25 protein-coding genes and 3 tRNA genes are annotated in these 24,079 nt (G+C 54.5%); 16 read left to right on the top strand and 12 right to left on the bottom strand.

What is annotated here, in order from left to right; all coding sequences use genetic code 11:
* Positions 1 to 425: 425 nt before the first annotated feature.
* Genes CODIS_RS05495 through CODIS_RS05485 form a run of 3 tightly spaced genes read right to left on the bottom strand, consistent with a single transcriptional unit; the run spans position 426 to position 1,964 of the window.
* The gene (locus tag CODIS_RS05495; protein WP_069121948.1) at positions 426 to 614 is read right to left on the bottom strand and encodes a hypothetical protein; all 189 of its coding nucleotides are present in this window, start codon (positions 612 to 614) and stop codon (positions 426 to 428) included.
* A 48-nt stretch (positions 615 to 662) separates the two neighbouring features.
* The gene (locus CODIS_RS05490) at positions 663 to 1,355 is read right to left on the bottom strand and encodes an MBL fold metallo-hydrolase (RefSeq protein WP_069121946.1); all 693 of its coding nucleotides are present in this window, start codon (positions 1,353 to 1,355) and stop codon (positions 663 to 665) included.
* Positions 1,356 to 1,388: 33 nt separating this feature from the next.
* Positions 1,389 to 1,964, bottom strand: coding sequence for a rhodanese-like domain-containing protein (locus CODIS_RS05485; RefSeq protein WP_069121943.1), 576 nt, complete (start codon positions 1,962 to 1,964; stop codon positions 1,389 to 1,391).
* A 467-nt stretch (positions 1,965 to 2,431) separates the two neighbouring features.
* On the opposite strand from CODIS_RS05485, the gene CODIS_RS21495 reads away from it, so the two are divergent.
* On the top strand, positions 2,432 to 2,566 hold the full coding sequence (locus CODIS_RS21495; protein WP_268805691.1) for a hypothetical protein: 135 nt from the start codon (positions 2,432 to 2,434) through the stop codon (positions 2,564 to 2,566).
* Positions 2,567 to 2,822: 256 nt separating this feature from the next.
* Here the strand turns inward: CODIS_RS21495 and CODIS_RS05470 are convergent, their stop codons facing one another.
* The 4 genes from CODIS_RS05470 to CODIS_RS05455 all read right to left on the bottom strand — a co-directional run bounded on the left by CODIS_RS05470 (position 2,823) and on the right by CODIS_RS05455 (position 4,709).
* Complete coding sequence (locus tag CODIS_RS05470; protein WP_069121934.1) at positions 2,823 to 3,368, bottom strand: PepSY domain-containing protein; 546 nt, start codon at positions 3,366 to 3,368, stop codon at positions 2,823 to 2,825.
* 642 nt (positions 3,369 to 4,010) lie between these two features.
* Positions 4,011 to 4,086 (bottom strand) — tRNA-Lys (locus CODIS_RS05465).
* A gap of 41 nt (positions 4,087 to 4,127) precedes the next feature.
* Positions 4,128 to 4,203: transfer RNA gene (locus tag CODIS_RS05460), tRNA-His, on the bottom strand.
* 429 nt (positions 4,204 to 4,632) lie between these two features.
* Positions 4,633 to 4,709, bottom strand: a tRNA-Pro gene (locus CODIS_RS05455).
* A 165-nt stretch (positions 4,710 to 4,874) separates the two neighbouring features.
* Between CODIS_RS05455 and folD the strand changes: the two genes are divergently transcribed.
* Positions 4,875 to 5,735 carry a bifunctional methylenetetrahydrofolate dehydrogenase/methenyltetrahydrofolate cyclohydrolase FolD gene (gene folD, locus CODIS_RS05450; protein ID WP_069122259.1) on the top strand — a complete coding sequence of 287 codons (861 nt, stop codon included), beginning with the start codon at positions 4,875 to 4,877 and terminating at the stop codon, positions 5,733 to 5,735.
* Between the two features lie 83 nt (positions 5,736 to 5,818).
* On the opposite strand, the gene cysS is transcribed toward folD, so the two are convergent.
* The gene (cysS, locus tag CODIS_RS05445; protein WP_069121932.1) at positions 5,819 to 7,207 is read right to left on the bottom strand and encodes a cysteine--tRNA ligase; all 1,389 of its coding nucleotides are present in this window, start codon (positions 7,205 to 7,207) and stop codon (positions 5,819 to 5,821) included.
* 353 nt (positions 7,208 to 7,560) lie between these two features.
* On the opposite strand from cysS, the gene CODIS_RS05440 reads away from it, so the two are divergent.
* From CODIS_RS05440 to hybE, 7 genes are all read left to right on the top strand, one after another.
* Entirely contained in the window at positions 7,561 to 8,682 is a 1,122-nt protein-coding gene (locus tag CODIS_RS05440) for a hydrogenase small subunit (protein WP_069121928.1), read from the top strand.
* A gap of 9 nt (positions 8,683 to 8,691) precedes the next feature.
* Positions 8,692 to 9,663 (top strand): hydrogenase 2 operon protein HybA, encoded by a 972-nt coding sequence (hybA, locus tag CODIS_RS05435; RefSeq protein ID WP_069121925.1) that lies wholly within the window; start codon positions 8,692 to 8,694, stop codon positions 9,661 to 9,663.
* The gene (gene hybB / locus CODIS_RS05430; protein ID WP_069121923.1) at positions 9,660 to 10,805 is read left to right on the top strand and encodes a Ni/Fe-hydrogenase cytochrome b subunit; all 1,146 of its coding nucleotides are present in this window, start codon (positions 9,660 to 9,662) and stop codon (positions 10,803 to 10,805) included. Before hybA ends, hybB begins: the two co-directional genes overlap by 4 nt.
* 12 nt (positions 10,806 to 10,817) lie before the next feature.
* A complete protein-coding gene (locus CODIS_RS05425) occupies positions 10,818 to 12,521 on the top strand; it encodes a nickel-dependent hydrogenase large subunit (RefSeq protein WP_069121921.1) in 1,704 nt (567 codons plus the stop codon).
* Between the two features lie 25 nt (positions 12,522 to 12,546).
* Positions 12,547 to 13,104, top strand: a complete 558-nt coding sequence (locus tag CODIS_RS05420; protein WP_069121918.1) for a HyaD/HybD family hydrogenase maturation endopeptidase — start codon at positions 12,547 to 12,549, stop codon at positions 13,102 to 13,104.
* Between the two features lie 144 nt (positions 13,105 to 13,248).
* Entirely contained in the window at positions 13,249 to 13,521 is a 273-nt protein-coding gene (locus tag CODIS_RS05415; protein ID WP_069121915.1) for a HypC/HybG/HupF family hydrogenase formation chaperone, read from the top strand.
* Positions 13,522 to 13,549: 28 nt separating this feature from the next.
* Positions 13,550 to 14,137, top strand: a complete 588-nt coding sequence (gene hybE, locus CODIS_RS05410; RefSeq protein ID WP_069121913.1) for a [NiFe]-hydrogenase assembly chaperone HybE — start codon at positions 13,550 to 13,552, stop codon at positions 14,135 to 14,137.
* Between the two features lie 34 nt (positions 14,138 to 14,171).
* Here hybE and CODIS_RS05405 read toward each other — a convergent pair whose 3' ends face one another.
* On the bottom strand, positions 14,172 to 15,779 hold the full coding sequence (locus CODIS_RS05405; RefSeq protein ID WP_154723019.1) for a methyl-accepting chemotaxis protein: 1,608 nt from the start codon (positions 15,777 to 15,779) through the stop codon (positions 14,172 to 14,174).
* 356 nt (positions 15,780 to 16,135) lie between these two features.
* On the opposite strand from CODIS_RS05405, the gene CODIS_RS05400 reads away from it, so the two are divergent.
* The 5 genes from CODIS_RS05400 (at position 16,136) to CODIS_RS05380 (ending at position 19,005) form a co-directional block, all read left to right on the top strand.
* The gene (locus CODIS_RS05400; RefSeq protein WP_201259010.1) at positions 16,136 to 16,453 is read left to right on the top strand and encodes a c-type cytochrome; all 318 of its coding nucleotides are present in this window, start codon (positions 16,136 to 16,138) and stop codon (positions 16,451 to 16,453) included.
* 177 nt (positions 16,454 to 16,630) lie between these two features.
* On the top strand, positions 16,631 to 17,011 hold the full coding sequence (locus CODIS_RS05395) for a c-type cytochrome (protein WP_069121907.1): 381 nt from the start codon (positions 16,631 to 16,633) through the stop codon (positions 17,009 to 17,011).
* A gap of 217 nt (positions 17,012 to 17,228) precedes the next feature.
* A complete protein-coding gene (locus tag CODIS_RS05390) occupies positions 17,229 to 17,756 on the top strand; it encodes a peptidylprolyl isomerase (RefSeq protein WP_154723031.1) in 528 nt (175 codons plus the stop codon).
* A gap of 38 nt (positions 17,757 to 17,794) precedes the next feature.
* Positions 17,795 to 18,283: a peptidylprolyl isomerase gene (locus CODIS_RS05385; protein WP_069121901.1), complete on the top strand. Its 489-nt coding sequence runs from the start codon at positions 17,795 to 17,797 to the stop codon at positions 18,281 to 18,283.
* The gene (locus CODIS_RS05380; RefSeq protein WP_069121899.1) at positions 18,280 to 19,005 is read left to right on the top strand and encodes a UDP-2,3-diacylglucosamine diphosphatase; all 726 of its coding nucleotides are present in this window, start codon (positions 18,280 to 18,282) and stop codon (positions 19,003 to 19,005) included. Before CODIS_RS05385 ends, CODIS_RS05380 begins: the two co-directional genes overlap by 4 nt.
* Positions 19,006 to 19,023: 18 nt before the next feature.
* On the opposite strand, the gene CODIS_RS05375 is transcribed toward CODIS_RS05380, so the two are convergent.
* From CODIS_RS05375 to CODIS_RS05365, 3 genes are read right to left on the bottom strand one after another with little or no spacing between them, the layout of a single operon-like run.
* A complete protein-coding gene (locus tag CODIS_RS05375; protein ID WP_069121894.1) occupies positions 19,024 to 19,746 on the bottom strand; it encodes a hypothetical protein in 723 nt (240 codons plus the stop codon).
* A complete protein-coding gene (locus CODIS_RS05370) occupies positions 19,731 to 20,546 on the bottom strand; it encodes a ferritin-like domain-containing protein (RefSeq protein ID WP_069121891.1) in 816 nt (271 codons plus the stop codon). Before CODIS_RS05370 ends, CODIS_RS05375 begins: the two co-directional genes overlap by 16 nt.
* Before the next feature lies 1 nt (position 20,547).
* Positions 20,548 to 21,792, bottom strand: a complete 1,245-nt coding sequence (locus CODIS_RS05365) for a glycerate kinase type-2 family protein (RefSeq protein WP_069121888.1) — start codon at positions 21,790 to 21,792, stop codon at positions 20,548 to 20,550.
* Positions 21,793 to 22,061: 269 nt separating this feature from the next.
* On the opposite strand from CODIS_RS05365, the gene CODIS_RS05360 reads away from it, so the two are divergent.
* Positions 22,062 to 22,991, top strand: a complete 930-nt coding sequence (locus CODIS_RS05360; protein WP_069121885.1) for a hypothetical protein — start codon at positions 22,062 to 22,064, stop codon at positions 22,989 to 22,991.
* A gap of 5 nt (positions 22,992 to 22,996) precedes the next feature.
* Positions 22,997 to 23,998, top strand: coding sequence for a hypothetical protein (locus tag CODIS_RS05355; RefSeq protein ID WP_069121883.1), 1,002 nt, complete (start codon positions 22,997 to 22,999; stop codon positions 23,996 to 23,998).
* Positions 23,999 to 24,079: the final 81 nt, after the last annotated feature.

Raw genomic sequence — 24,079 nt, 5'->3', positions numbered from 1 at the left:
TATAAATCTACAATTATTCAGGTCCTGCTCTTTGCATTTTCTAGAGCGGAACTCCAGGAAGTTCGTTACCTAAGTCTTCGAGAGTTACAGATATGGCTGATTCAAATGATCAGCTGAGACAGACATTCCCAATGAGAAAGGGAATACATTCAAAACCGGGACTATATGACCACTGATTAATCCATCATTCCGGCGAATGCCGGAATCCAGGTGCTTTATTTTCCAGGCCCCGGGATTCATCAGAGACCGAAAAGTGAACTAATCGGAAGTTCTTCAGGTTAGCAGGCTAAAGGTACGATGACCTTTGATTACTATATACCTTAGAGTAAATAGTCTTCCCATGATCCTGCCTGTCCATACACAGGAAGAGTTGTCCAGACAGGATTATAATAAGCAAACAACATGGGATAGATCTGACGTCAGGTTTAAGGCTTATAGACCCCTTGCAACCTGCACTCGACCGGAATTTCTGCGTAGTCCGGATCCATCGAGCCTGGATGAGCAGCACGCATCGTCCCCCTGACAAGCAGCAGTAATCCAAAAGCCACCAGCCACACTTTCAGCACAATCAGACTACCGGTTAAGGTGAAAAAAAGTAGTGTAGTCAATGTCATGGTATAGCCCTCCTATTCGTTTATCCTCAGCAGAAACCCGTTCTGCGATTATGCTGCCGTCTTCAAACCACATTTACGGTTAGCCGGTACCGCAATATCCATCATCCGTGGATTATCCAGTTTCAAACTATTCATCAGTTCAACATAAGCCTGTTTATCCGACACCTTAAGCCGCGGATTGTAACGCTTCTCTTCCCAGACTGTACTCACCGTCATGCCGTGATAATCATGGGCCGGATAGACCAGTGTCTGCTCAGGAAGCTTCAGCAATTTATTGAATAGACTGTCATACTGAGCTGCTGGGTCACCGTTTTGAAAATCAGTGCGTCCGGTACCACGGATTAAAAGCGTGTCACCTGTAAAGACCCTATCCGGCAATACAAAACTATATGAATCATCCGTATGTCCCGGGGTGTAGAGAATATCCAGATGGAGATTATCGACACTGAGTTTTTCTCCCTCCTTGAAGTGAAGCGATACACAATCGGCTTTGGTCATTTCGCCCATGGCACTGGCACAATCTGTACTCTGGCGCAGAGCACCGAGACCTGTAACATGATCCGCGTGGATATGGGTATCCACAGCCATCACCAGTTGAAGATCCAACTCATTCACCAGCTGAATATACTGGTCCACATTAGACTTTACCGGATCGATGAGTAAGGCTTCCCCGCCCATTCGCTCAGCCAGCAGATATGTATAGGTGGACGATTCATGGTCGTAGAGTTGACGGAATACCATTTTGCGATTCCTCTTTTAAAAAAAATATCTCAGTTATACCAATGCCTTTTCAGTGCAATTGTTATTGCGATTCCAGGGCATCATTGCAACCAACCGGGCCATTCCGCACCAGCGGGTAATTCCAGCCATGATCAAACCCAACCCAATCAAGGCGCCTGCCAGGAAGAACAACTCATGCAGGGTAAATCCGAAGGTCACTTTCAAAAGCAGCAGGCTTCCGATGGCAATCTGCACCTGCCGCTCCATTGAAATCACCCGGCCACAACGTTTCATCGGTAGACCTGCCTGTTCCCAGCCATGTGTACCGCCTTCCACCAGCACCAGCTTTTGATAACCAGACTTAGACAGCTGTTCGGCTGCCTGCTGTGCACGAAATCCACTCTGGCAAGTGATGTAGATGGAGGCATGATCCCTTTCTTTTGGATCACCAAGATGTTCAATGAGGCTTTCGTCACTGATTTCATCGAGTGCCAGCAGTTTTGCTCCGGGGATATGACCGCTGCCGTACTCCACGCCAGTGCGCACATCAAGCAGATCAATCCTCTTGCCCTGATTCTGCATTACATACAGTTTAGAAGGTGAAATAGTTGATACATTCGCAGTTTCCATAATCAGTCACCTTGGAGTCGGTTATCTATTGTCTTGAGAAGATAATATGGCCTGCCATACCAATTTAATATTCGTTTCTCTGTGTAATAGATTCGAAAATTCCGAACCATAGCTGGTCAAAAGGTCTTTACCTTAATTGAATTGTGGAATCCTGAAGATAGAGTCCATAACTGATTTGAAGTAATGATTGCTAGAGAATTTTTTAACCTAGAGACACCCGGCAGCCATTACTCAGCACAATCAAACATTAAACCGTTGCAACTCATAGGGACGATCAACATGCTGGTAAGCGACCTGTTCGGAAAAAAAAGTCTACATGATCGGGGGCGGCTGGATTGGAGAAGGCAAACCCTACCTGAAATCCCGCAAGCTGAATGCCCTGCGGGCGTTTTGGGAGGCGTTTTTCGCCGCCAGCGGCGCGGCATTGGAAGGGCTATTTTTGGATATTTATGGGTATATATATGGGTATGAGCTTGAACACAGACACCCTCAATATCACCCGTGAAGTCCTCTCACTGGTAGCTGAGCTGGATGAGTTCAAGGGCGCGTGGCGCGCCCTGAGAATGCTCGCCCCGGAGTGGCTACTCTTACGTACCCTATAGCTCACTGGAAAGCGTCATCGAGCAAACCAAGGAAGGCTATTTTGTGGCGCTACGCGGCACGCAAGGTACGATCCGCACCGCCACTCCCGACTGGCAGCCATGGGTCATGTACTTTCTGCACGCCCTGCAAAAACAAAAAGCGCGTCTGGAAACCAAGATCGCGCGCGAGAAAATCCTGCTCGACAAACTGCCGAAACTCTCCGTGCAAATCCTGGAACTCGCTAAGGCGCACGGACGCCTGACCATTGCCCAACCCTTATTGGCGTTCTCCCGACTCCTCACCTATCTCCCACTTCTCGACATGCACTTCGATCACTTTCCCACTGACTGCATCCACTTCGACTTTGAACTCTGTACCCGCCTCATCCACAACGTCGATTTCGTAACTTGCGTCACCATTGTCCTCGATTTCGTATTCGATCTCTTCAATCTTACCTGGATAGAGTTCCAACACGGCTTCACTGGCTTGCTTGACGCTGATCTTCGCATGCTTTTTGAATAACGAATGGTCAGCAGTGTCTACCTCCTGCTCTATTTCATAGATCAAGCCACTGCTTGCATCGCACATAAACTCCCACTCCTGATCTTTGGGGGTGCGCACTTCGATTTCATAGGTAGGACGACCCTCTGCCGAGGGATTGAGGTATTCTACTTTGATAAAATCACCAGATTTAATCTGGCTGGCAGCGCTCAAACATTCTTCAAGCATGCCACCATAAGAGTTTGAGCTCACTAAAGCCACACCAAATGCTAAAGCTACAGGCAATACAATATGTGTGGGTTTACGATAGGTTTTAATCATGGCTTATCTCCCCTTTACAAGTTTACATATCTAATCGCCTACCGGACATGGGATAATCTACACTGTGTATTCCCAATAATACGACTGGCTACTAAAGAATCAATGGAAGAGAAATGGTATTTGATTTTCTAAGAAACACCTGATTCCTCCACAATTACGACCTCTTTGCCAGCTTTATTGCGTTTCTCTTAAACCGGGAGGGGTAATAATCCTGGTAAGTGCCTGAACAAGCGGTTACGCAGCATCCTGTTTCTCCCACGGATCAAGGAATGCGGATACGCTCTCCATGCGGTAGGGGGTAAACCCCACCTTCCAAATAACATCTAGGGGTGTGCGGACTTACAACAGAAAGCAGATATCCCTTAATAATCACAAGAGAATCATCTGGAGAGTCTTCCGGTACATGAGCCATGAACCTGGCCCTGAAGGCTTCAATATCGGCTTCTAAAGGTCCATTTTTAATTGTCATTCCTTTGGCAGGCCCGTAGAGTCGTGACTGTACTAGTTTGATGCTCTGCTTTCAGCGGTCTAGAACCTACTTGGGAGACTTAATGACGATAGAGTAGGTCACAGTGTGGTCACAATCTGGACCCTACTCCTTAAAATCTCCCCTAGTTTCCACTGGTAACTCATTGAGAAAATTGGTGGGCCATGTAGGATTCGAACCTACGACCAATGGATTAAGAGTCCACTGCTCTACCAGCTGAGCTAATGGCCCATGAGCTGTTGCCCCCATGTGAAATGGAGTGCTTGCGAAAATGGGGTGGACGATGGGTCTCGAACCCACGACCGCCGGAACCACAATCCGGAGCTCTACCAACTGAGCTACGTCCACCATTGACCGTTTCTATCCGGCTGCGATACCGCAACCTATCCTGCAGACTTGGCACGCCCGGCAGGACTCGAACCTGCTACCCTCGGCTTAGCTTACCAACTACGTCTTTCGACGCCCCCGCAGGGTTTGTGGTCTGGACTATCTCTTCACCGTCTCAGGTGTCGCACGTATAGTCTCTAGGGATCCCCTCTGCATCTGTCCTAACCTGCAGTCACAGACAGATCCGGTTACCTACCCAGCGTAATATGGCTGGTTCAACCAAAGGTTTCCTCGGGATTGCCATCAGCACAACCTGTTAAGGTTTCCCCGATACAGTGCGATCCACTTTATGAGTTGCATTCCTCATAAAGGCTCCTGATTGCACATAACCTGGGCCATGTGCGCTCAAAGGCCGATGCTCTATCCAAATGAGCTACGGGCGCAGAAAACTGGTCGGGGTAGAGAGATTCGAACTCCCGACATCCTGCTCCCAAAGCAGGCGCGCTACCAGACTGCGCTATACCCCGAAAATCATCCCAAAAGTATATCCCTACACCCTGGGTGAACAAAGGGGGGGAATAATACTGACGATGCCCCTTCAGGTCAATGGTGGCGGGCATTCCACACTGACAGTTGGTTCAGCTTTCTGTATCATCCCCATCCTGATTTCAATAAGACACCCGGGAACACCCATGAGTGCGCAGATTCTCGACGGCAAGGCCATCGCGGCCGATCTCAGGCAACAGATCAAACAGAGCGTTGAACAACGCGTGGCGGCGGGTTTGCGCCGCCCCGGTCTGGCGGTGGTTCTGGTGGGGGACAATCCCGCATCCCGGGTCTATGTAAGGAATAAGCGAAAGTCCTGTGACGAGGTCGGGTTCCACTCCGTCTCTCACGATCTTCCTGCCTCGACCACCCAGGAGGCACTGTTGGCGCTGATCGATCAGCTGAACGAAGATGAAGCGATCGACGGCATTTTGGTGCAACTACCCCTGCCGGAACAGATCGACGAAGAGGCCGTCATCGAGCGTATTCTGCCGACCAAGGATGTGGACGGCTTTCATCCCTACAATGTCGGGCGCCTGGTGCTTCGCATGCCCCTGCTGCGCTCCTGCACCCCCAAGGGAATCATGACCCTGCTGGCGAAAACCGGTCAGAAACTGGAGGGACTCGATGCGGTCATCATCGGCCAGTCCAACATCGTCGGCCGTCCCATGGCGCTGGAGCTGCTGGCGGCGCGCTGCACCATCACGGTCTGCCACAGCCGCACCAAGGACCTGGCGGAGAAGGCACGCAATGCGGACATCCTGGTGGTCGCCATCGGTCGCGCGGAGTATGTGCCGGGCGATTGGGTCAAACAGGGCGCCATCGTCATTGATGTGGGCATGAACCGCAATGAGGACGGCAAGTTGGTGGGGGACGTGGATTTCGAATCGGCCAGTCAAAGAGCCAGCTGGATCACACCGGTACCCGGCGGGGTCGGACCGATGACCATTGTGACCCTGTTGGAGAATACCCTTCAGGCGGCGGAGCTGCACAGCTCAACAAAATAGCTTCATCATGGCCAAACAGTGCGGCAAGCCGCACCCTACGATCTTAGCTAGCGTGTAGGGTGCGGCTTGCCGCACCGATAAATTTATCCCCTACGCCAGGTGGTACCTTGGGGTCCGTCTTCCAGAATGATGCCGGCAGCTTGCAGGTCGTCACGGATACGGTCGGCTTCGGCCCAGTTTTTCTCCGTCCTGGCATCGATACGCGCCTGGATCATCGCTTCTATTTTTTCGCCTGATAGAGTGTCGTCTCCCGCTTGCGTACCGCCCCGCAGATAGTCCTCGGGATCATCCCGAAGAATACCGAGCATCCCGCCCAGTTCTCTCAGCACAGCAGCCAGACTGGCGGCGGCGCTCACATCGTTATCCTTCAGGCGATTGATCTCGCGCGCCAGATCGAACAGCACCGCCAGTGCCTCGGGGGTATTGAAATCGTCATCCATGGCATCGCGGAATCGACTGACATAATTTTCACCACCAGCTGCCGGCGCTTCGGGAATACCCCTCATTGCGGTATAGAACCGGGTCAGTGCGGCGCGGGCATTATCCAGATGCTCGGTGTCGTAGTTGAGTGGCGAACGGTAGTGACTGGTAAGGATGAAGTAGCGAACCTCCTCGGCCCGGTAGTGCTCGAGGATCTCTCTCACGGTGAAGAAGTTACCCAACGATTTAGACATCTTCTCGTCATTGATGCGCACAAATCCATTGTGCATCCAGTATTTGACGAAGGGATGGCCGGTCGCTCCCTCGGATTGGGCGATCTCGTTCTCATGATGGGGAAAGGTGAGATCCGCGCCCCCGCCGTGAATATCGAAGCTGTCGCCTAGGGCCTTGGTGGACATGGCTGAACACTCGATGTGCCAGCCGGGCCGTCCGCGCCCCCAGGGAGAATCCCATGCCGGCTCGTCCGGTTTTGCCCCCTTCCACAAAGCAAAATCGAGTGGGTCCCGCTTGGCGTCCCCCGGTTCCACCCTGGCACCGGCGCGCAGATCCTCGACCGACTTACCGGAGAGTTTGCCGTAGTCGCTGAAACTCCGCACATCGTAGTAGACATCGCCGTTATCCGCGGTATAGGCATGTCCGTTCTCGATCAGGCGGGTGATCATCGCCAGGATCTCCTCCATGTGCTGGGTCGCCTTGGGCTCATCCGTGGGTCGCAGCACGCCCAATGCATCGGCATCCTGGTGCATGGCGTGAATGAACTCCTCGGTAAGTTCGCTGAAGGGCACACCCTTCTCATTCGCCCGGTTGATAATCTTGTCGTCGATATCGGTGATATTGCGGATGTAGCTTACCTCGTAGCCACTCGCCTGCAGGTAACGATAGACCACATCGAACACCACCATCACCCGCGCATGTCCGAGATGACAGAGATCGTAGACCGTCATACCACAGACATACATGCGAACCGTACCGGCCCGTAGTGGTTGAAAGGTCTCTTTGCGGTTGCTGAGATCGTTATAGAGCTTGAGCATAGTGGTTCACATCAACAGGGGAGTAAGTGCCGCGCATCTTAACGAAAAGCGGCGTTTTCCTCAAAGCTCGACAGCCGGCCCCATCCAATCGCCGGAAGCTAAAAAATCGTTAACAAATCCACAGTGAAATACTCTGATAATAACCCTGTAAAGTGTAAACCTTCTTTCCAGTAGGGAATTGATCATGCAATGACCGCTACCACATATCAATGGATATTCAATCAGCTAAATTCACTAAGCCAATGAAAATAAGCAATAAAGGATTTCCGGCACATATATTGCGGGATATGGGGCCTTGTCTCTAGCAGACTGCAGCACACTCATTGCCTCATTAGATAACCGGAGACTGACAGATGGCAGCGCACGATTTCGATTATTCAGCAGTGGAGAAACGCTTGGGCGTATCACGCAGGACCTTTCTCAAGTTCTGTACCGGTGTAGCGGCATCTCTCGGCCTATCATCCAATGCCGCCATGGCCATGGCGCAGGCGGTAGCCGATCCGAAAAAACGCCCGCCTGTCATCTGGCTGCATGGGCAAGAGTGCACGGGACCCAGCGAGGCCCTGTTGCGTTCCGAACAGCCCTCCCTGGAACACCTCATCCTCGACTTGATCTCCCTCGACTATCACCAGACCCTGGATACCGGTGCCGGACATCAGGTGGAGGAGATCAAGAAAAAGGTGATGCAGGAGAACAAGGGGCAATACCTGCTGGTGGTGGAAGGCGCCATCCCTCTCGCCAGCGACGGCATCTTCTGCAAGATCGGCGGTGAGACCATGGTCGACATCACCCGGGAAGCGGCGGAGCACGCCGCAGCCATCGTCGCATTCGGCTCCTGTGCCAGCTGGGGCGGCGTGCAGTCGGCAGAGCCCAATCCAACCGGCGCGGTGGGTGCGCCGCAATTTCTGTCCGGCAAAACAGTGGTGACCATCCCTGGTTGCCCACCCAATCCGGCCAACTTTATCGGTACGGTACTCTACTTCGTGACCTACGGTAAGCTGCCACCCATCGATGAGAAGGGTCGTCCGAAGTGGGCCTACGGTCGCTTGATCCATGAAAATTGCTATCGCCGGCCCCACTTCGATGCCGGCCGCTTCGCCGAGGAGTTCGGTGACGAGGGACACCGTAAGGGCTGGTGCCTCTACAAACTCGGCTGCAAAGGCCCCGAGACCTACAACAACTGCCCGAGCCTGGAATTCAATAATGTGGGCGGCGGTGTCTGGCCCATCGGCGTCGGCCACCCCTGTTTCGGCTGTTCCGAAGGGGGTGTCGGTTTCAACAAGCCCCTGTTCAGCCTGGCCGACGTGAAGACCCACACCCCACCCAACATGTTCCCCGACATCGAGGACCGCGAAGACAACGCCGGCTTCTCTACCGGCGCGGCGGCCATCGCCGGTGCTGCTGTCGGCCTGGCGGTCGGCGCCACCGCCATGGCATCAAAGAAGCTGGATGGTAAAGAGCAGGACGGGGAGTAAGGGGGCACCATGAAACGCAGAGACTTTCTCAAGGCCTCCCTTGGCGGCGGCGCAGCCCTTTTGGGCGCCGGCAACGCCGAGGCCCGAGGCAACCTGGAGCCGGCGGAAGAGGCCATCGGCATGCTCTACGACTCGACGTTGTGCATCGGCTGCAAGGCCTGTGTCAGCAAGTGCAAGGAGGTCAACGGCATGCCCCCGACCCCACTGGGCGATGAGACCGCCTGGGACTCAGCCTATGACCTGTCTGCTCAAACCCTCAATGTGATCAAGGTCTACAGCGACGGCGAGGGTGAACTGAAAGATGCGGTGGAAAACGGCTACGCCTTCGAAAAACGCAGCTGTATGCACTGTGTCGATCCGGGTTGTGTCTCGGTCTGTCCGGTGACCGCCATGCGGCGCCATCCGAAGACCGGCATCGTCACCCACCATCCCGATGCCTGCATCGGATGCCGTACCTGCATGGTGGGCTGTCCTTATAATGTGCCCCAGTTCGACTACGACAATCCCTTCGGTGAGATCCACAAGTGTCAGATGTGCAATCAGGCCGGGGTTGAGCGCATCGACAAGGGCCAGATGACCGGCTGCGCCGAGGCCTGCCCCACCGGCGCCACCCTGTTCGGTTCGCGTAAGGCTTTGCTGGAAGAGGCCAAGCGTCGTATGACTTTGAAACCTGGCGAGATCTACAACTACCCTCGCGGTGATGTGCGCAATCCCGACAGCCATCACGAAAAGGCGGTGCCCGAGTACCGGCAGCATGTCTGGGGCGAGAAGGAGGCGGGCGGCACCAACGTCCTGCACATCTCCTCCATCCCCTTCGACAAACTCGGTATGCCGCCGCTGCAAGAACGCTCCTACGCCTCCATCTCGGAGACGGTACAGCACACCCTCTACAGCTATATGGCTCTGCCCGCCATCGCCCTGGCCGGGCTCACCTATGTGGTGCGCCGTAATACCGAAGACGAGGAAGGAGACGACTCATGAGCACCTACCAACCCCTCAACCGGCCGGTCGTCACCCTGCCGTTCATCATTCTCGGGATAGTGGCCCTGATCGGTTCCTACTACCTGGCCCAGCGTTTCATTTACGGCATGGGGTTTGTCACCAATCTCAACGGCGGCTATGCCTGGGGCGTCTGGGTAGTCTATGACGTGGTAGTGGGCACCGCCCTGGCCTGCGGCGGTTACGCCCTTGCCATCACCGTCTATATAATGAACAAGGGCAAGTACCATCCGCTGATGCGTCCCGCCCTGCTGGCCAGCCTGCTCGGCTACGGCCTGGGCGGCATCGGTGCCATGATCGACATGGGCCGCTATTGGCAGTTCTACAACATCTTCACTCCCTGGCACATGAACTTCAATTCGGTGATGCTGGAGGTCGGCCTCTGTGTCGCTACCTACATCCTGGTGCTCTGCATCGAGTTTGCCCCCACCCTGCTGGAGAGGTTCGGCGCCAAAGGGCTGATCAAGACGTTGAACAAGGTGCTCTTCATCTTCATCGCCCTCGGCGTGCTGCTGCCGACCATGCACCAGTCCTCCCTTGGCTCCATGTTGATCGCCATGGGCTACAAGGTGCATCCCCTCTGGCAATCGCTGCATCTGCAACCCCTGCTGGCCATTCTTACCGCCCTGACCATGGGCTTTGCGGTGGTGGTCTTCGAGGCCTCCTTCAGCAGCGTCGGCTTCCGGCGCCCCTCTGAAACACCCCTGCTGGCGGGTCTGGGCAAGGGGATTGTCGGTCTGATCTCAGTCTACCTTGGGTTCCGCTTCGGCGAGATCCTATTGAACGGCAAGCTGGGGCTTATCTTCGCCGGTGACCTGGGCAGTCTGATGTTCCTGCTGGAGACGGCCCTGTTCGTCTTTCCGCTGGTGGTGTTGAGTTCGGCCAAATACCGGGGACACGGCCCACTGCTGCTCTGGGCCTCGGTCTCCATGCTCTTCGCCGGCTCGCTCTACCGCTTCAACGCTTTTCTCATCACCTACGATCCGGGTCCGGGCTACAGCTACTTCCCCTCTGTCCCGGAGATCATGGTCACCGCCGGCATGGTGGCCCTGGAGATCATGGTCTTTCTGTTCGTGGTGAAGAAATTCCCCGTGCTACACAAAGCAGACTCTGCAACATCCTGAGGAGATTCCATCGTGACAACACGTATAACTGTCGACCCGATAACCCGCATCGAAGGCCACCTGCGCATCGATGTGGAGGTGGATGACGGCAAGGTGAGCAAGGCCTGGTCGTCCGGTCAGATGTGGCGCGGTATCGAAAAGATCCTGGTCGGCCGCGACCCGCGCGAGGCCTGGACCTATACCCAGCGCTTCTGCGGCGTCTGTACCACGGTTCACGCCATCACCTCGGTACGCGCGGTGGAAAACGCCCTCGACCTGGAGGTGCCGGTCAACGCCCAGCTGGTTCGCAACATCATCCAGACCGCCCACGCAATACAGGACCATATCGTCCACTTCTACCACCTCTCTGCGGTGGACTGGGTGGACGTGGTCTCGGCGCTGGACGCCGACCCGGTGGCCACCGCCAAGCTGGCGGAGAGTCTGTCGGACTGGCATCTCAACGGCCCCCACGAGATGAAGGCAGTACAGGAGCGGCTCAAGACCTTCGTCGGCAGCGGCCAGCTCGGTCCCTTTGCCAGCGGCTATTGGGGCCATCCGGCCATGAAATTACCGCCCGAAGTCAACCTGCTGGCGGTTGCCCACTACCTGCAGGCACTGGATATTCAGAACAACGCCAACAAGATCGTCGCCATCCTCGGCGGCAAGAGTCCACACATCCAGAATGTGGCGGTGGGCGGGGTCAGTAACTCCATCGGTCACGACGCTCCCTCGGTACTCAACATCGAGCGCCTGATGCTGATCAAGGGTTTCATCGACAAGCTGGACCACTTTGTCAAATCGACCTACCTGGTCGACGTGCCGGCAGTGGGCGCCTTCTATCTCGACTGGGCCGGCATCGGCGGTGGCGTCAACAACTACCTGACAGTACCCGACTGTCCCCAGGACACCAAGGGCACCGTCTTCGACCTGCCCGGCGGTTACATCGAGAACGGCGACATCAACAGCCTGAAGCCGATCACCACCTTCGGCGATGCCTACTTCCGCGACGGTGTGGCGGAGAGTTCAAAACACGCCTGGTACCAGGGCGGCGACGCACTCCACCCTTGGGTGGGCGAAACCGAACCCGAGTACACCGACTTCCAGGACGACGGTAAATACTCCTGGGTCAAGGCCCCCACCTTCTACGGCAAGCGGGCCGAGGTAGGTCCCTTGGCAGACGTATTGGTGGGTGTGGCCAGCGGCCACGAGGGCTACAACCAATACCTCAATCAGGCGCTGGACATCCTGAAAACGGTCTCCCAGAATCCGGATATACCGCTCTCCGCGGTCAACTCCACCATCGGCCGCCATGCCGCCAGGGCGGTACGCTGCGCGGTGATGATGGATACCTTGAAGTCACAGTGGCAGAAGCTGGTGGACAACGTCGGCACCGGTGACCTGGACACCTTCAACGCCCCGGTCTTCCCCAAGGGCGAGATCAAAGGCGTCGGCTTCCACCAGGCGCCCCGCGGCACCCTCTCCCACTGGGTGGTGATCGAGGATGGCAAGATCAAGAATTACCAGGCGGTGGTGCCCAGTACCTGGAACGCCGGACCCCGTGACGCAGATGGCGAGATCGGTCCCTACGAGTCCTCCCTGATGGACAATCCGGTGGCCGATCCGGAGAAACCCCTGGAGGTATTGCGCACCGTCCACTCCTTCGATCCCTGCATCGCCTGCGCCATTCACATGGTCGACACCGAGCAGCAGGAGATCGTGCGGGTCAAGGCACTGTAAGCGTTACAGCAGGGGAGTTAACGGCATGAGAAACAGTGTAAAGAAGACCCTGGTGATCGGCATGGGCAACGTGCTGATGCAGGACGAAGGCATCGGTGTCCGGGCCGTTGAGGAGTTGGTGAATCGCTACCATATTCCCAATGGTGTCGAGGTTGTCGATGGCGGCACCACAGGTATGGAATTGTTCGAACCGATGCGTCGGGCGGATAACCTGATTATCGCCGATGCGGTGAATACCGGGGCACCCTATGGCAGCCTGGTTCGCATTGCCAACGATGAGATTCCTGCCTTTTTTCAGACCAAGCTTTCCAACCATCAGCTCGGTGTCTCCGATCTGCTGGCCCTGCTTTCCCTCAAGGGCGAAACGCCGCAGCAGGTCACCATCATCGGTATGGTGCCGCATTCCCTGGAGAACCGGCTCGGGCTGACTCCGGAGGCCGCAGCAGGCCTGGAGGCCATGGTGCAGATGCTTGTGGACGAGCTGGCCTCGCTGGGGATTGAACTCGAAAAACGCGCTGAAGCAGGCGATGGACATTGGAAGCGGGAGGCCGATTACGAGGCAGCCGCGGGTCTTGGCAGATGACCATTAACCGCCAATGAACACAATTCGACTCTCACAAATCTGTCACACCCGCAGGGTGGGGCGATGCTTCACCCTGCCCAAGTTCAAACCATTTGCGTTTATTCACATTCATTTGCGGACTGATGTTTGCATAGAGGCGACAGCATGTGCGTAGGCATTCCGGCCCTGGTGCTGGAAGCGGGTGAATTCACCGCCCGCTGCCGTACCCGTAACGGCGAGGAGCAGATCAACATGATGTTGACCGGTCCGCAACCGGCCGGCACCTGGCTGCTGACCTTTCTCGGCTCCGCGCGAGAGGTTATCGATGAAGAGGATGCACGCAATATCGACAAGGCACTGGACGGACTCAGCGCCATCATGACTGATGACGCCGAGATCGACGTCGACCACTATTTTCCCGGACTGGCAGAATCCTGACAGCCGACGAATCATCGGGGTGAACACCATGCACGATCTACAACAGCTGACCTGCCTGATTGAAGAGACCTTTACCCGTATTCAGGAAGAGCAGATGCAGGGTATTCCCCTGCTCAATCCCATGCTGCAAGTCGCGACTGTCGGTTTTCAACACTATCAGGGCCGCAGCATCGGCATCGTCATCACCCCCTGGATGATGAATTTGATTATGTTTCCAGCCGAAAACGAGGATTGGAGCGAGATGGAACTGGGCCACAAACAGCCCCACCGCCTCCCTGCCAATCAGTATAAATTCATGGTCAATGAGATTGACGGTATAGGTCGCTGCCAGACCCACTCGCTCTATTCACCGATGCACGAGTTCGTCAATCAGCAGCATGCAGAGGCAGCCGCCAGAAGTTTCATGCAGACCCTGATGGTCGAGGTCGATGAGCCTGATGAAGATCCCTATGACGAGGAGCTGCTCGGGCGAATTCTACGTGGAGAAGAGGAGGTCGAGATCGACGTAGACGGTTATGCCATCGCTGAACAGGTTTCAGAAACAGCTGAAGAGAGTCGGGAGTCGGCGATTTCCCGTAGAGAGCTACTGCGCGGTATCACGCATCGGGAGACCTAACCCGGCTTTCGCCGGGCGGTCCCGATACTACCCATCAAACCTTGAACTGATCAACCATCTTATCCAGCTGGGCGGAGATCCGCGCCACCTCTTCACTCTCCTTGAGTGTACGGCAGGTCCCCTCGGCTGTCTGGTGGGATACTTCGTTGATGGCGATGATGTTCTTGTTGATCTCACTGGCCACGGAGGTCTGCTCCGCGGCGGCAGTGGCGATGACCGAATTCATATCACTGATCGACTCCACCGCGCTTGCGATCTGCGCCAGGGCCTCACCGGCTCGGTCGGAATCAGTGACACTTTGATCTGCCTCCTTCTTGCTCCCGTCCATCACCTTAACCGCCTGGTTGGAGGCTGATACCAACTGCTCAATGATATCCTGAATCTCATGGGTCGCCTCTTGAGTGCGCTGAGCCAGATTTCGCACCTCATCGGCAACCACCGCAAAACCGCGACCCTGTTCACCGGCCCGGGCCGCCTCGATGGCCGCATTCAGGGCGAGAAGATTGGTCTGCTCCGCAATGGCGGTGATCGACTCGGAGACCTGGCCAATGCTTTGCGTACCCTCAGCAAGCTGACGTACAACTACCGCGGCATCATCCACCCGATTCGCCAGTCGCTTGATGGATTCGGATACCTGGGCGACCACATCACTGCCGTCTCCCGCGTTGGATCTCGCCTCAACCGCCGCCTGCTCGGCGCCGGCTGCATTCTTCGCCACCTCTTCCGCGGCGAGGGTGAGCTCACCAATGGCCACGGTCAATTGACTCGTCTCTTTTTCCTGCTCATCGACCCCATCACGGGTCGTTTTGGTGACATGGGCCAGCTGCTCGGCAGAGTTCGCCAGACCATCCATTGTCTGAGCCAGGTCGGTGATGGTGGGTTGAAACCTGTCCAGCATGGTATTGACGGCCGTGCCAACCTGGTGAAACTCATCATTGGCCCCAAGGGATACGCGTGGACGCAGATCGGAATCCGCACCAATCTTTTCCACGGTCTTTTTCAATCCATAAAGTGGTTTGATCACCACCTTACGCATAATCGTGTTTATGATGACCAGACCAGCCAGTAAAACAATAAAGTTGATCACGGCGCTGAACAACAGCTCATTCTCGATCGCCTTGTCCCTTTCAGCCAGTGAGAAGGTCAACCTGCCGGCACCCAGGACCGTCCCTTCCGGTAAGGCATGGCAGGTCAGGCAGTTGGTGCCATTGCGGTCCGCTACCGCGGCAAAAGGCTCAATGATGGTAACAATGCGATCACCCTTGACCTCTTCCACCTGGATGATCTGTTCACCATTCAATGCCCGTCTGTCCAGGTCATCCAAGGGTTTCTCATGATCGAATCCATCGCCGAATGTCTTGTTCACCGCCTCTCCGCGCAACATACGCACTTCGAGCACCCCGTCCCGCTTCTCGATTTTCTGCTTCAACATCTCCCTGTTACCCATGGTCCCGGTAAACATCATGGCATTCATACTGTCGAGATAACCGTTCAATACGTCGAAAATCTGATTCTCCGTCAACCTTAGCAATCGATCCTTTTGCTGTTGCGCAGAATAGACGGTGACAACCGACATAATGAGAATGAAGATCAGGGCCATCGGAGTGAGAATTTTCCACTGTACCGAGATGTACTTACTCATGGTCAAACCTATTATCTAATGAAACAAACTGTCTACATGTCTCTATTTCTCGGCAATTCCCAGAAACTCTTGAGTATTTTTAAAAAGGCTATGGGTAAAGGGCGGCGCAGCACCTATTTTAAGGCGTATTTCTATCAAAAACTCTCACAGGCACATGAAAATCAAAGTAAATCAGAAAACTACTCACATCCCTTTGTGACACGGCATACCGCAGTTGTGAGTTTTAAGCCATGCCGTCATATACATTGCTAAAGAATCCGGGAAATCTCCCGACACAGTGTATGTGGATTAAGTAGGGTCATCTGCCGGGGAACCGAATCCCGGTGTGACCGGTAAAACAGTTTTGGAGTTTTCTGATGCGCAAAATCGCTTTTGCTTCAATGATAGTGGCAACACTCTTCACCCATGCCGCAGCAGCTGATCAAACCCTGGCCATGCGTTCAGGGTGTATGGGCTGCCACAAGGCCGATGCCAAGCTAGTAGGCCCCGCCTTCAAGGATGTGGCCGCAAAATATGGCGGCGAAGCTGGTGCCGTCGACCGGTTAGCGGCAAAGGTAAAGGCTGGAAGCACCCCTGGGGACCCTCTGATTTGGGGTACTACCGCCATGCCGCCCAGCCAGGCGAGTCTGGATGATATAAAAGGTGTACTCAATTGGGTGATGGGCATGAAGTAGACGGGGTGTTTACACGGATTCACTCATCATGCACATGCTAGATTGCAGTTGAAATTTGTCTTCCTGAATACTGGAAGAGCAGTGTCCAAGATATATTTTTTAGGTTGGATATACAGAAGTGGATCACTGTGTCTGTAAACAGTTGATCCTATAAATTTCTCATTAAGGAGCAGATCAATGTCTAGAAGCACGACACTCTTACTTTCATCAACACTCTGCACCTCCCTGTTGATGGGTTGCAGCGCCGGACCGGCCCCGGTGAGTTTCAAGTCAGAGGTCAAACCATTGGTTGAAAAGTATTGTACCGAGTGTCATCTACCTGGGGGAGCTGGTGCTGAAGCCAGCGGTTTTATCACCGATAGCTATGAAAACCTGATGAAGGGAACAAAATTCGGACCCGTGGTGGTAGCCGGCGACCCACTCTCAAGCTCATTTTATCGCCTTATCGCAGGGAAGGTCGATCCATCGATCCGCATGCCCCACGGCAAGGAGGCGCTTAGCGAGGTGGAGATCGCCACTGTGGAAAACTGGATTACCCAAGGAGCCGGTAACAACTGATCTCTTATAACCCATTGTTCGGCACGTAAAAAGCCATGCCAAGCCGCATGGCTTTTTTATTTGCTGCGGCAAAGCCCTGCCCGGTCATCGGAACACTCCCCTGCCCTCCCCCTTTTTAAGCCGTCATCGAACCGTTATGATGCACCGACCGGATAGCACTTACCATGAGGATTCCATGAAAAAATCACCACATATTCCACTACCCTGGCTACTGTTTATGACTTTGTTATCCGTCAACGCATGGGCTGACAATGTACAGGTATCGATGAAGACATCAATGGGTGAGATCGAATTGTCACTCGATAAAGAGAAGGCACCAAAGACCATCGAGAATTTCGTGCAGTATGCAAAGGATGGTTTCTATGACGGCACAATCTTCCACCGCGTCATCAAGGGCTTCATGATCCAGGGCGGCGGTTTCACCGAAACCATGCAAAAGAAGCAGACCCGCGACCCGGTCGAAAATGAAGCCAAAAACGGTTTGAAAAACAGACGCGGCACGATCGCCATGGCCAGAACTTCCGCGCCGCACTCAGCAACCGCACAATTCTTTATCAACCACAAAGACAACGACTTCCTCGATTATCCCGGACACGATGGATGGGGTTATGCTGTGTTCGGTGAAGTCACCAAGGGGATGGAGGTAGTGGACGGCATTGCCCAACAACCCACCGGCGTCACGGCTGGCATGCGAGACGTGCCCAAAACACCCATTATCATCGAGAAGGTTACTATTCTCGAGTAAACCATCTCTCACCCAAGTTATTGCAAACAGGACATTTCATGATCACATTAACGACAAATCTCGGTCCCATCGTCATTGAATTGGACGAAGAGAATGCACCGAAAACCTGTGAGAATTTCAAACAATATGTGCAGGATGGCTTTTTCGACGGTACGATTTTCCACCGTGTAATCGACAACTTCATGATCCAGGGTGGTGGATTTATACCCGGCATGATCCAGAAGCAGACCGGTGAGCCGATTGAAAACGAGGCCAAAAACGGCCTCTCCAACGAGATCGGCACCATAGCCATGGCACGTACCATGGAGCCCCATTCGGCTACCGCACAGTTCTTCATCAACGTGGCCAATAATAAATTCCTCGATCACCCCGGACAGGATGGCTGGGGCTATTGTGTTTTCGGCAAGGTAATCAGCGGCATGGACGTGGTGAATCAGATCAAAGGGGTCGCCACGGCTACCCAGGCCGGACACCAGGATGTGCCGGTAGAGGATATTGTCATCGAGAAGGCTGAAATCACTGAGTGACCCAACAGCTATTTATCTCGGATCTGCACCTATCCGCCGAACGGCTGGATACGGTGCAGTTATTCATCCGCTTCCTCTCGGAAAGGGCACCCAAGGCCGACCATCTCTATATCCTCGGCGACCTTTTTGATGCATGGATCGGAGACGACCATGAGGCGCCGCCGATAGCCGAGATCAAACGGGCCATGCATCGACTCAGTCAGGCCGGAACCCGGTTGTGGCTGATGCATGGTAACCGGGATTTTCTCATCGGTGAAAGTTTTTGCCGGGAGACAGGGGCCGTACTCATGCAGGACCCAACCCTGGTGGAGTTGTATGGCAAGCCGACGCTGTTGATGCACGGTGATCTGTTGTGCACCGAAGATCAGGCCTATATGAAATTTGCCCGGGAAGTTCGTAACCCTGACTTTATCAAACACTTCCTCTCCCAATCGATTCAACAACGGTTGGAACTAGCAAAGACCTACCGGGCGCAAAGCGGGGAGGCCAAGTCACTGAAACCGGAATCGATCATGGATGTCAACCGGGATACAGTGGCATCCTACTTCGTTGAATATCAGGCTGATCATTTGATACATGGCCATACCCACAGACCTGCTGACCATGTCATTGAATTAAAGGACAAACGCCATTACCGACATGTTCTGGCCGAGTGGCATCATGATCATGGCGAACTGGTTTGCGTGACCCCTCAAGGATTCCGCAGAGAGACATACAGCTAGCGCAGTCCTAAGTCTCCGTCATTCAATGCCCGCCATCGGCTGCCGTTTATAGTCCGCCGGCAAACGAAACAGGCTGGAGTCGACCCTATGCTGATAGGAGAAATTCAACAGGCGCTGTTGATTGCCCATTCGATCCCACACACGGACGGGAAGTCCCTTCTGCAAAAACAGGGTCGGCGCGAAGACATGGATTGCATCTTCACAGGGGTCGCGATACTCGGCTGGAATGGCATTCAGGCTCAAGTAGTGCTGGTTTGCCAGGAGAGTCAGATAATCCTGATAGACCGTCAAAGCCTCTGTCATCAGGCCCGGCGCGAGGATTACATTACGGCAGATTTCATTATTCACAATCAGTTGCCAATGTTGCGGTTTGCTGTCGCCGATCTGCGGCCCGTCAATGTCGACTAGCCGTTCGATGTTCAATCTCATCTCAGGAGGCGTCTGCATACTGCCGGATTGCGGTTGAATCACCAGAATCGACTGTTCTTCCGGGGTAACGCTGTAGATTACGCCCGCTTCCCGGTCATAGAGTATGTATCCGTCAACTCCTTTTTCCTGTTCAATACGCAACATCTTCGGTGTGATCAGCAACCGGTTCGTCACTGCATCGCCGTTTGCCTCACGGGCGGCATAGAGCAGAAGCCCGACCTCAATCTCATCCGCTGAGTTCCCCTTACCTTGTAACAGTGCTGACATCAGTACCAGCCAGCCCAGGAATACTGCAATCAACCACCTGCGCATAATGCCTCCAGACGTTGCAACTCCTGATTGCTGAAACCGGCCTCCCGCCTCGCTTCATGATGCAGCGGGCATCTGATTTCGCCGTTGAGGAAATTTTCCAGCAGGTCGAAATAGGTCTGTTCCGGTTGCAACCCCCGTTGCTCACAAAGATAGTGGAACCATCGGCTGCCGAACTGAACATGCCCCACCTCCTCGCGCAGAATGATCTGCAGCACCGCCGCTGTTTCATGATCACCGATGGCTTCGAAACGGCGCATGATACCTGGTGTCACGTCCAGGCCCCTGGCCTCCAGCATGCGCGGCACCAGGGCCATTCTGATCAATGGATCGTGAGCCGTTCTCCGCGCCATCTCCCACAAACCGTTGTGGCCTGCAAAGTCACCGTAATCCGCACCGCCGGCACGAAGCCGCTGGCGAAGCAGGCGAAAATGATAGACCTCTTCCCGCGCTACCCGAATCCAGTCGTCATAGTAGGCACGGGGCATCTCCGGGAAACGCTGCACCGCATCCCAGGCCAGGTTGATGGCATTGAATTCGATATGGGCAATGGCATGGATCAACGCCAGACGGCCCGTTTCACTTCCCAGGCCGCGTCTCGGCAACTGGCTCGGATGGACCAGTTCCGGTCGATGTGGACGACCCGCATGAGTGATTGTCTCACTGGGCGTACAGCCCTCTGCGACCAGTTCACCGGAGACCCAGGCATCCGCCGTCACCTCGGAGAGCTGTAGTTTCTGATCCACCACATCCGATAAAAGACACTGTCTGGCCCGCTGAAAAAGAGACTGCTCTAAACCCATTTCACACCCGTAAACCTATCACCAGATCCATCACATTGGTGCCGGTGGGGCCAGTAGAGATGAGGTCTCCACTGGCCTCAAGAAAGCGCCCCGAATCGGCATTCGCAATAGCACGTTCAGGCTTCTCTCCATGCAATGCAGCCCGTGCCACCGTTCCTCCATCCACCACTGCTCCGGCATCCTCGGTCGGACCGTCGCTGCCATCGGTACCTGCCGCCAGCAGATAACAATCCTGGGCACCGGCCAATTCCCGGGCCGCAGCAAGGGCAAGATGCTGATTTCTGCCTCCCTGCCCAGGATTCGGCGGCAGGGCGACCGTCGTTTCCCCTCCCCATATAACAATCCCGGGCGGCCCCTGCAACAGCTCTTGCGCCAAAGATTTACCCCGGTCGGCGGCATCCCCGCTGAGAAAATCTTCCCGCCGTGAAACCCTGTAACCCATGCCGGAGGCATATTCGGCAGCCGCCTCCAGGGCCATCTGCAGATTGGCGATGATTTCCAGCCTGGGTTGCGAGGTACTCATCGTGATCCGCGGCCTCTCCCACCGCTGCAGTTTATCCTGCAGCCAGGATGGAAGGGATAGCGCCGCCAGACGCTCCGCCAGGTCCCCATCCGGGGTAAGCAATCCCGATCCGATTGTGGCCGGATCATCGCCAGGCACATCTGAAATAACCAATCCCACCACCTCGGTCTGCTCCAGGAAGGCGAGCAGCCCCCCTCCTTTTATGCGCGAAAGAGCCTTGCGTATCGTATTCATCTGCAGGATATCGAGACCACTACCCAGCATCCAGCCATTAACCCGTGCCAGGTCTTCCAGGCCTACCCCGTCGATTGCCATCTCCACCAGACTCGAGGCACCACCCGAGATCAGAAACAGCAGAGGCAGTTCAGATCCGTCCGCAATGAAATCCAACAGTTTCCGGCCGGCCTGCAGACTGCTCTCATCCGGTATGGGGTGTGCGGATTGATGGGTAATACAACCGTGCTGCCGGCACCAAGTCGGGTCGATATGCCCCTGTTTGGAGATGATCAATGCCTGATCGATCCTGTCATTCAACACATCATAGGCACCGTATAGCATCGATTGGGCCGCCTTACCGATGGCAATCACCCTCAGTGGACCCTGAAATGGGTTTTGCTTCAACCAGTTCGATACCGATATCCGGCCCTCCACCCGTTTCAATGCAGCTTGATAGATCGCGATCAATGACCCGCGATAATGTGCTCTCTGTTCCAGTGATGACATTTACAAGCCTCTCGGGAGTGGCGGAAAATGGAAGGATTTATGGCGAGGTCCACTTGGCTGGGGTACACTGTCACACCTGAAATCGCGGGCCCGCAATGGCTAATTTTTGCAAGTAATTGATTCAAATAGCGGAAAAGATCGAAAACTGTTGTTGGATCGACACGCATCTGTTTTTTTCGCTAACTGAGCATCAACGCTGCAATCCATCCCATTGACCTCGCCGCATTTAGTGACTGATAACAAGATTCTATATCGCCGGGAGCAGAGCGTTGGGAAGCATACAGTTACGTCGAAACTTCAGCCGTAATATCCTGATACGGATGATACTCCTCTCCGCTGTGATCGCAGCACTCATCGTATGGAAATACGAGTTCATCAACGATGTCTATTTCCGCAATCAACTCACCAGCACCGGGTTGATCATCAACGGCACCATCATCGGGCTGTTCGCCATCGGTGTCCTGCGTATGATCACCATCTTCCTCCATTATGTGGCGGAAGAAAATGCCCTGATCCGATTCCTGCGCAACCTGCGTGAAGGCGAACAGGACCCGCTGAAGCGGATCCATAAAAAGGCCATCATAGCCAACCGCTACCGGACCATGCTGGGCTTGCATAAGGCAAACTGCCCGATCAACCATGGGTCCCTGGCATCCACCCTGGTGGCAAATGAGAGTACCCGTAACAGCCTGCCCAGGTTCATCAACAACATTCTTATTCTGACCGGTGTCTTCGGTACTATCGTCTCCCTGTCGATAGCCTTGATCGGCGCCTCCGATCAGCTCGCCACCTCGATCAATGTAAGCGGTATGGGCCTGGTGGTCCACGGCATGTCCACGGCACTCTCAACCACCATTACTGCGATCATATGTTTCATCTTCTTCGGTTATTTTCATATCAAGCTGGGTGATGTCCAGACCAACCTGATCAGTGCGGTTGAGCAGGTTACCGTGAATGAGCTGATTCCACGATTTCAGGTTCAAACCGACAGCGCACTGTACGAATTCACCGGCCTGGTGCGCTCCCTTCAGGAACTGGTCAACCAAATGGAACAGTCCCAACAGACCTTTGAAACCGTTGAACAACGCATCCTGGAAACCCTTCAAGGCTACGAAGAGAAGAGTGATACGCTGCATAACGACATGGCGGAGATAAAACACGTACTGAAGCGTGGTTTCCGCCTGCATGAGGATGATTGACCCCGATGGAAAATAACTTCATCGATCTCCGTCTCAATCAGCAGGGAAACCAGGGAGAAGACAGCTTCTGGCCCTCTTTCACGGACATCATGACCGTTGTCGTGATGATTTTCCTGCTGGCGATGGTGATCCTGTTGTTGCGCAACATGGAACTGCTCAGCCAACTCAGGTTGTCCATCGCTTCGGAGCAGGAAGCATTGGAGCTGGTGCGCACCACGGACGAACAGAATGAAACCCTGGAAGAGCGGTTGATAGCCCGTGAGCATGAAATCACCATGTTACGCATGCAGCTGATGCGGATGACCGAACGCTCTGAAGAGCAAGAGGCGGCGATCTCAAGCCAGCGCTTTCAGATAACCAACCTCAGTCGCGAAAGGGATGAACTCGATAACAAGACCAAGGCGCTGACACAGGAGCGTGAGCTGTTGACCACCCAGGTGACACGGTTGAACCAGGAGACCAGCCGGCTGCAGAACCAGGTCAGTGAATCCAACCGCAATATCGAACGTCTCCGGCTCGACCTGGAACAGGCCACTGCCCGCCAGGAAAGTACACAACAGGATCTGGAACAAATTCGCCTAACACTGCGGGAGAAAGACCAGGAGCTACTGGCCGCCCTGACACGTACCCAGGAAGCGGATGAACAGTTGATCGACCTCAAACAGGACTATTCACAGCTCAAGATTCAATACAATAAGCTGTTACGGCCGGCCCGAACCGCAAAAGGTAAAACGGTGGTTGAGGTACGCTATACCAAATCCGGACAATATTTTCGCATCGATTACAAAGGGCCTGAAGACAGTAGATTTTCGTCGATATCCCGCAAGCAACTGGAACAAAACCTCAGTCGTTTGAAACGGCAGGAAGACAATCTCTACGTCAAGGTCATCATCCCCAAGAACAGCGGTCTTTCGTACAACGAAGCCTGGTCGTTTACCAACCATATGCATCAGAACTATGACTACTACTACCAGGAAGAAGCGGAGAAGGAGCGGATTGTCGAGTAGCACTGGATGATATCGACTCTCATTTGTGACAATTGACGCCACCTCATGGCTGCTACAAGGGCGGTCAAGACTCAACGGATG

Origin of the sequence: Candidatus Thiodiazotropha endolucinida, assembly GCF_001715975.1 — a bacterium.
Taxonomy (GTDB): Bacteria; Pseudomonadota; Gammaproteobacteria; order Chromatiales; family Chromatiaceae; genus Thiodiazotropha; species Thiodiazotropha endolucinida.
This window is presented reverse-complemented; position numbering and strand designations above follow the sequence as displayed.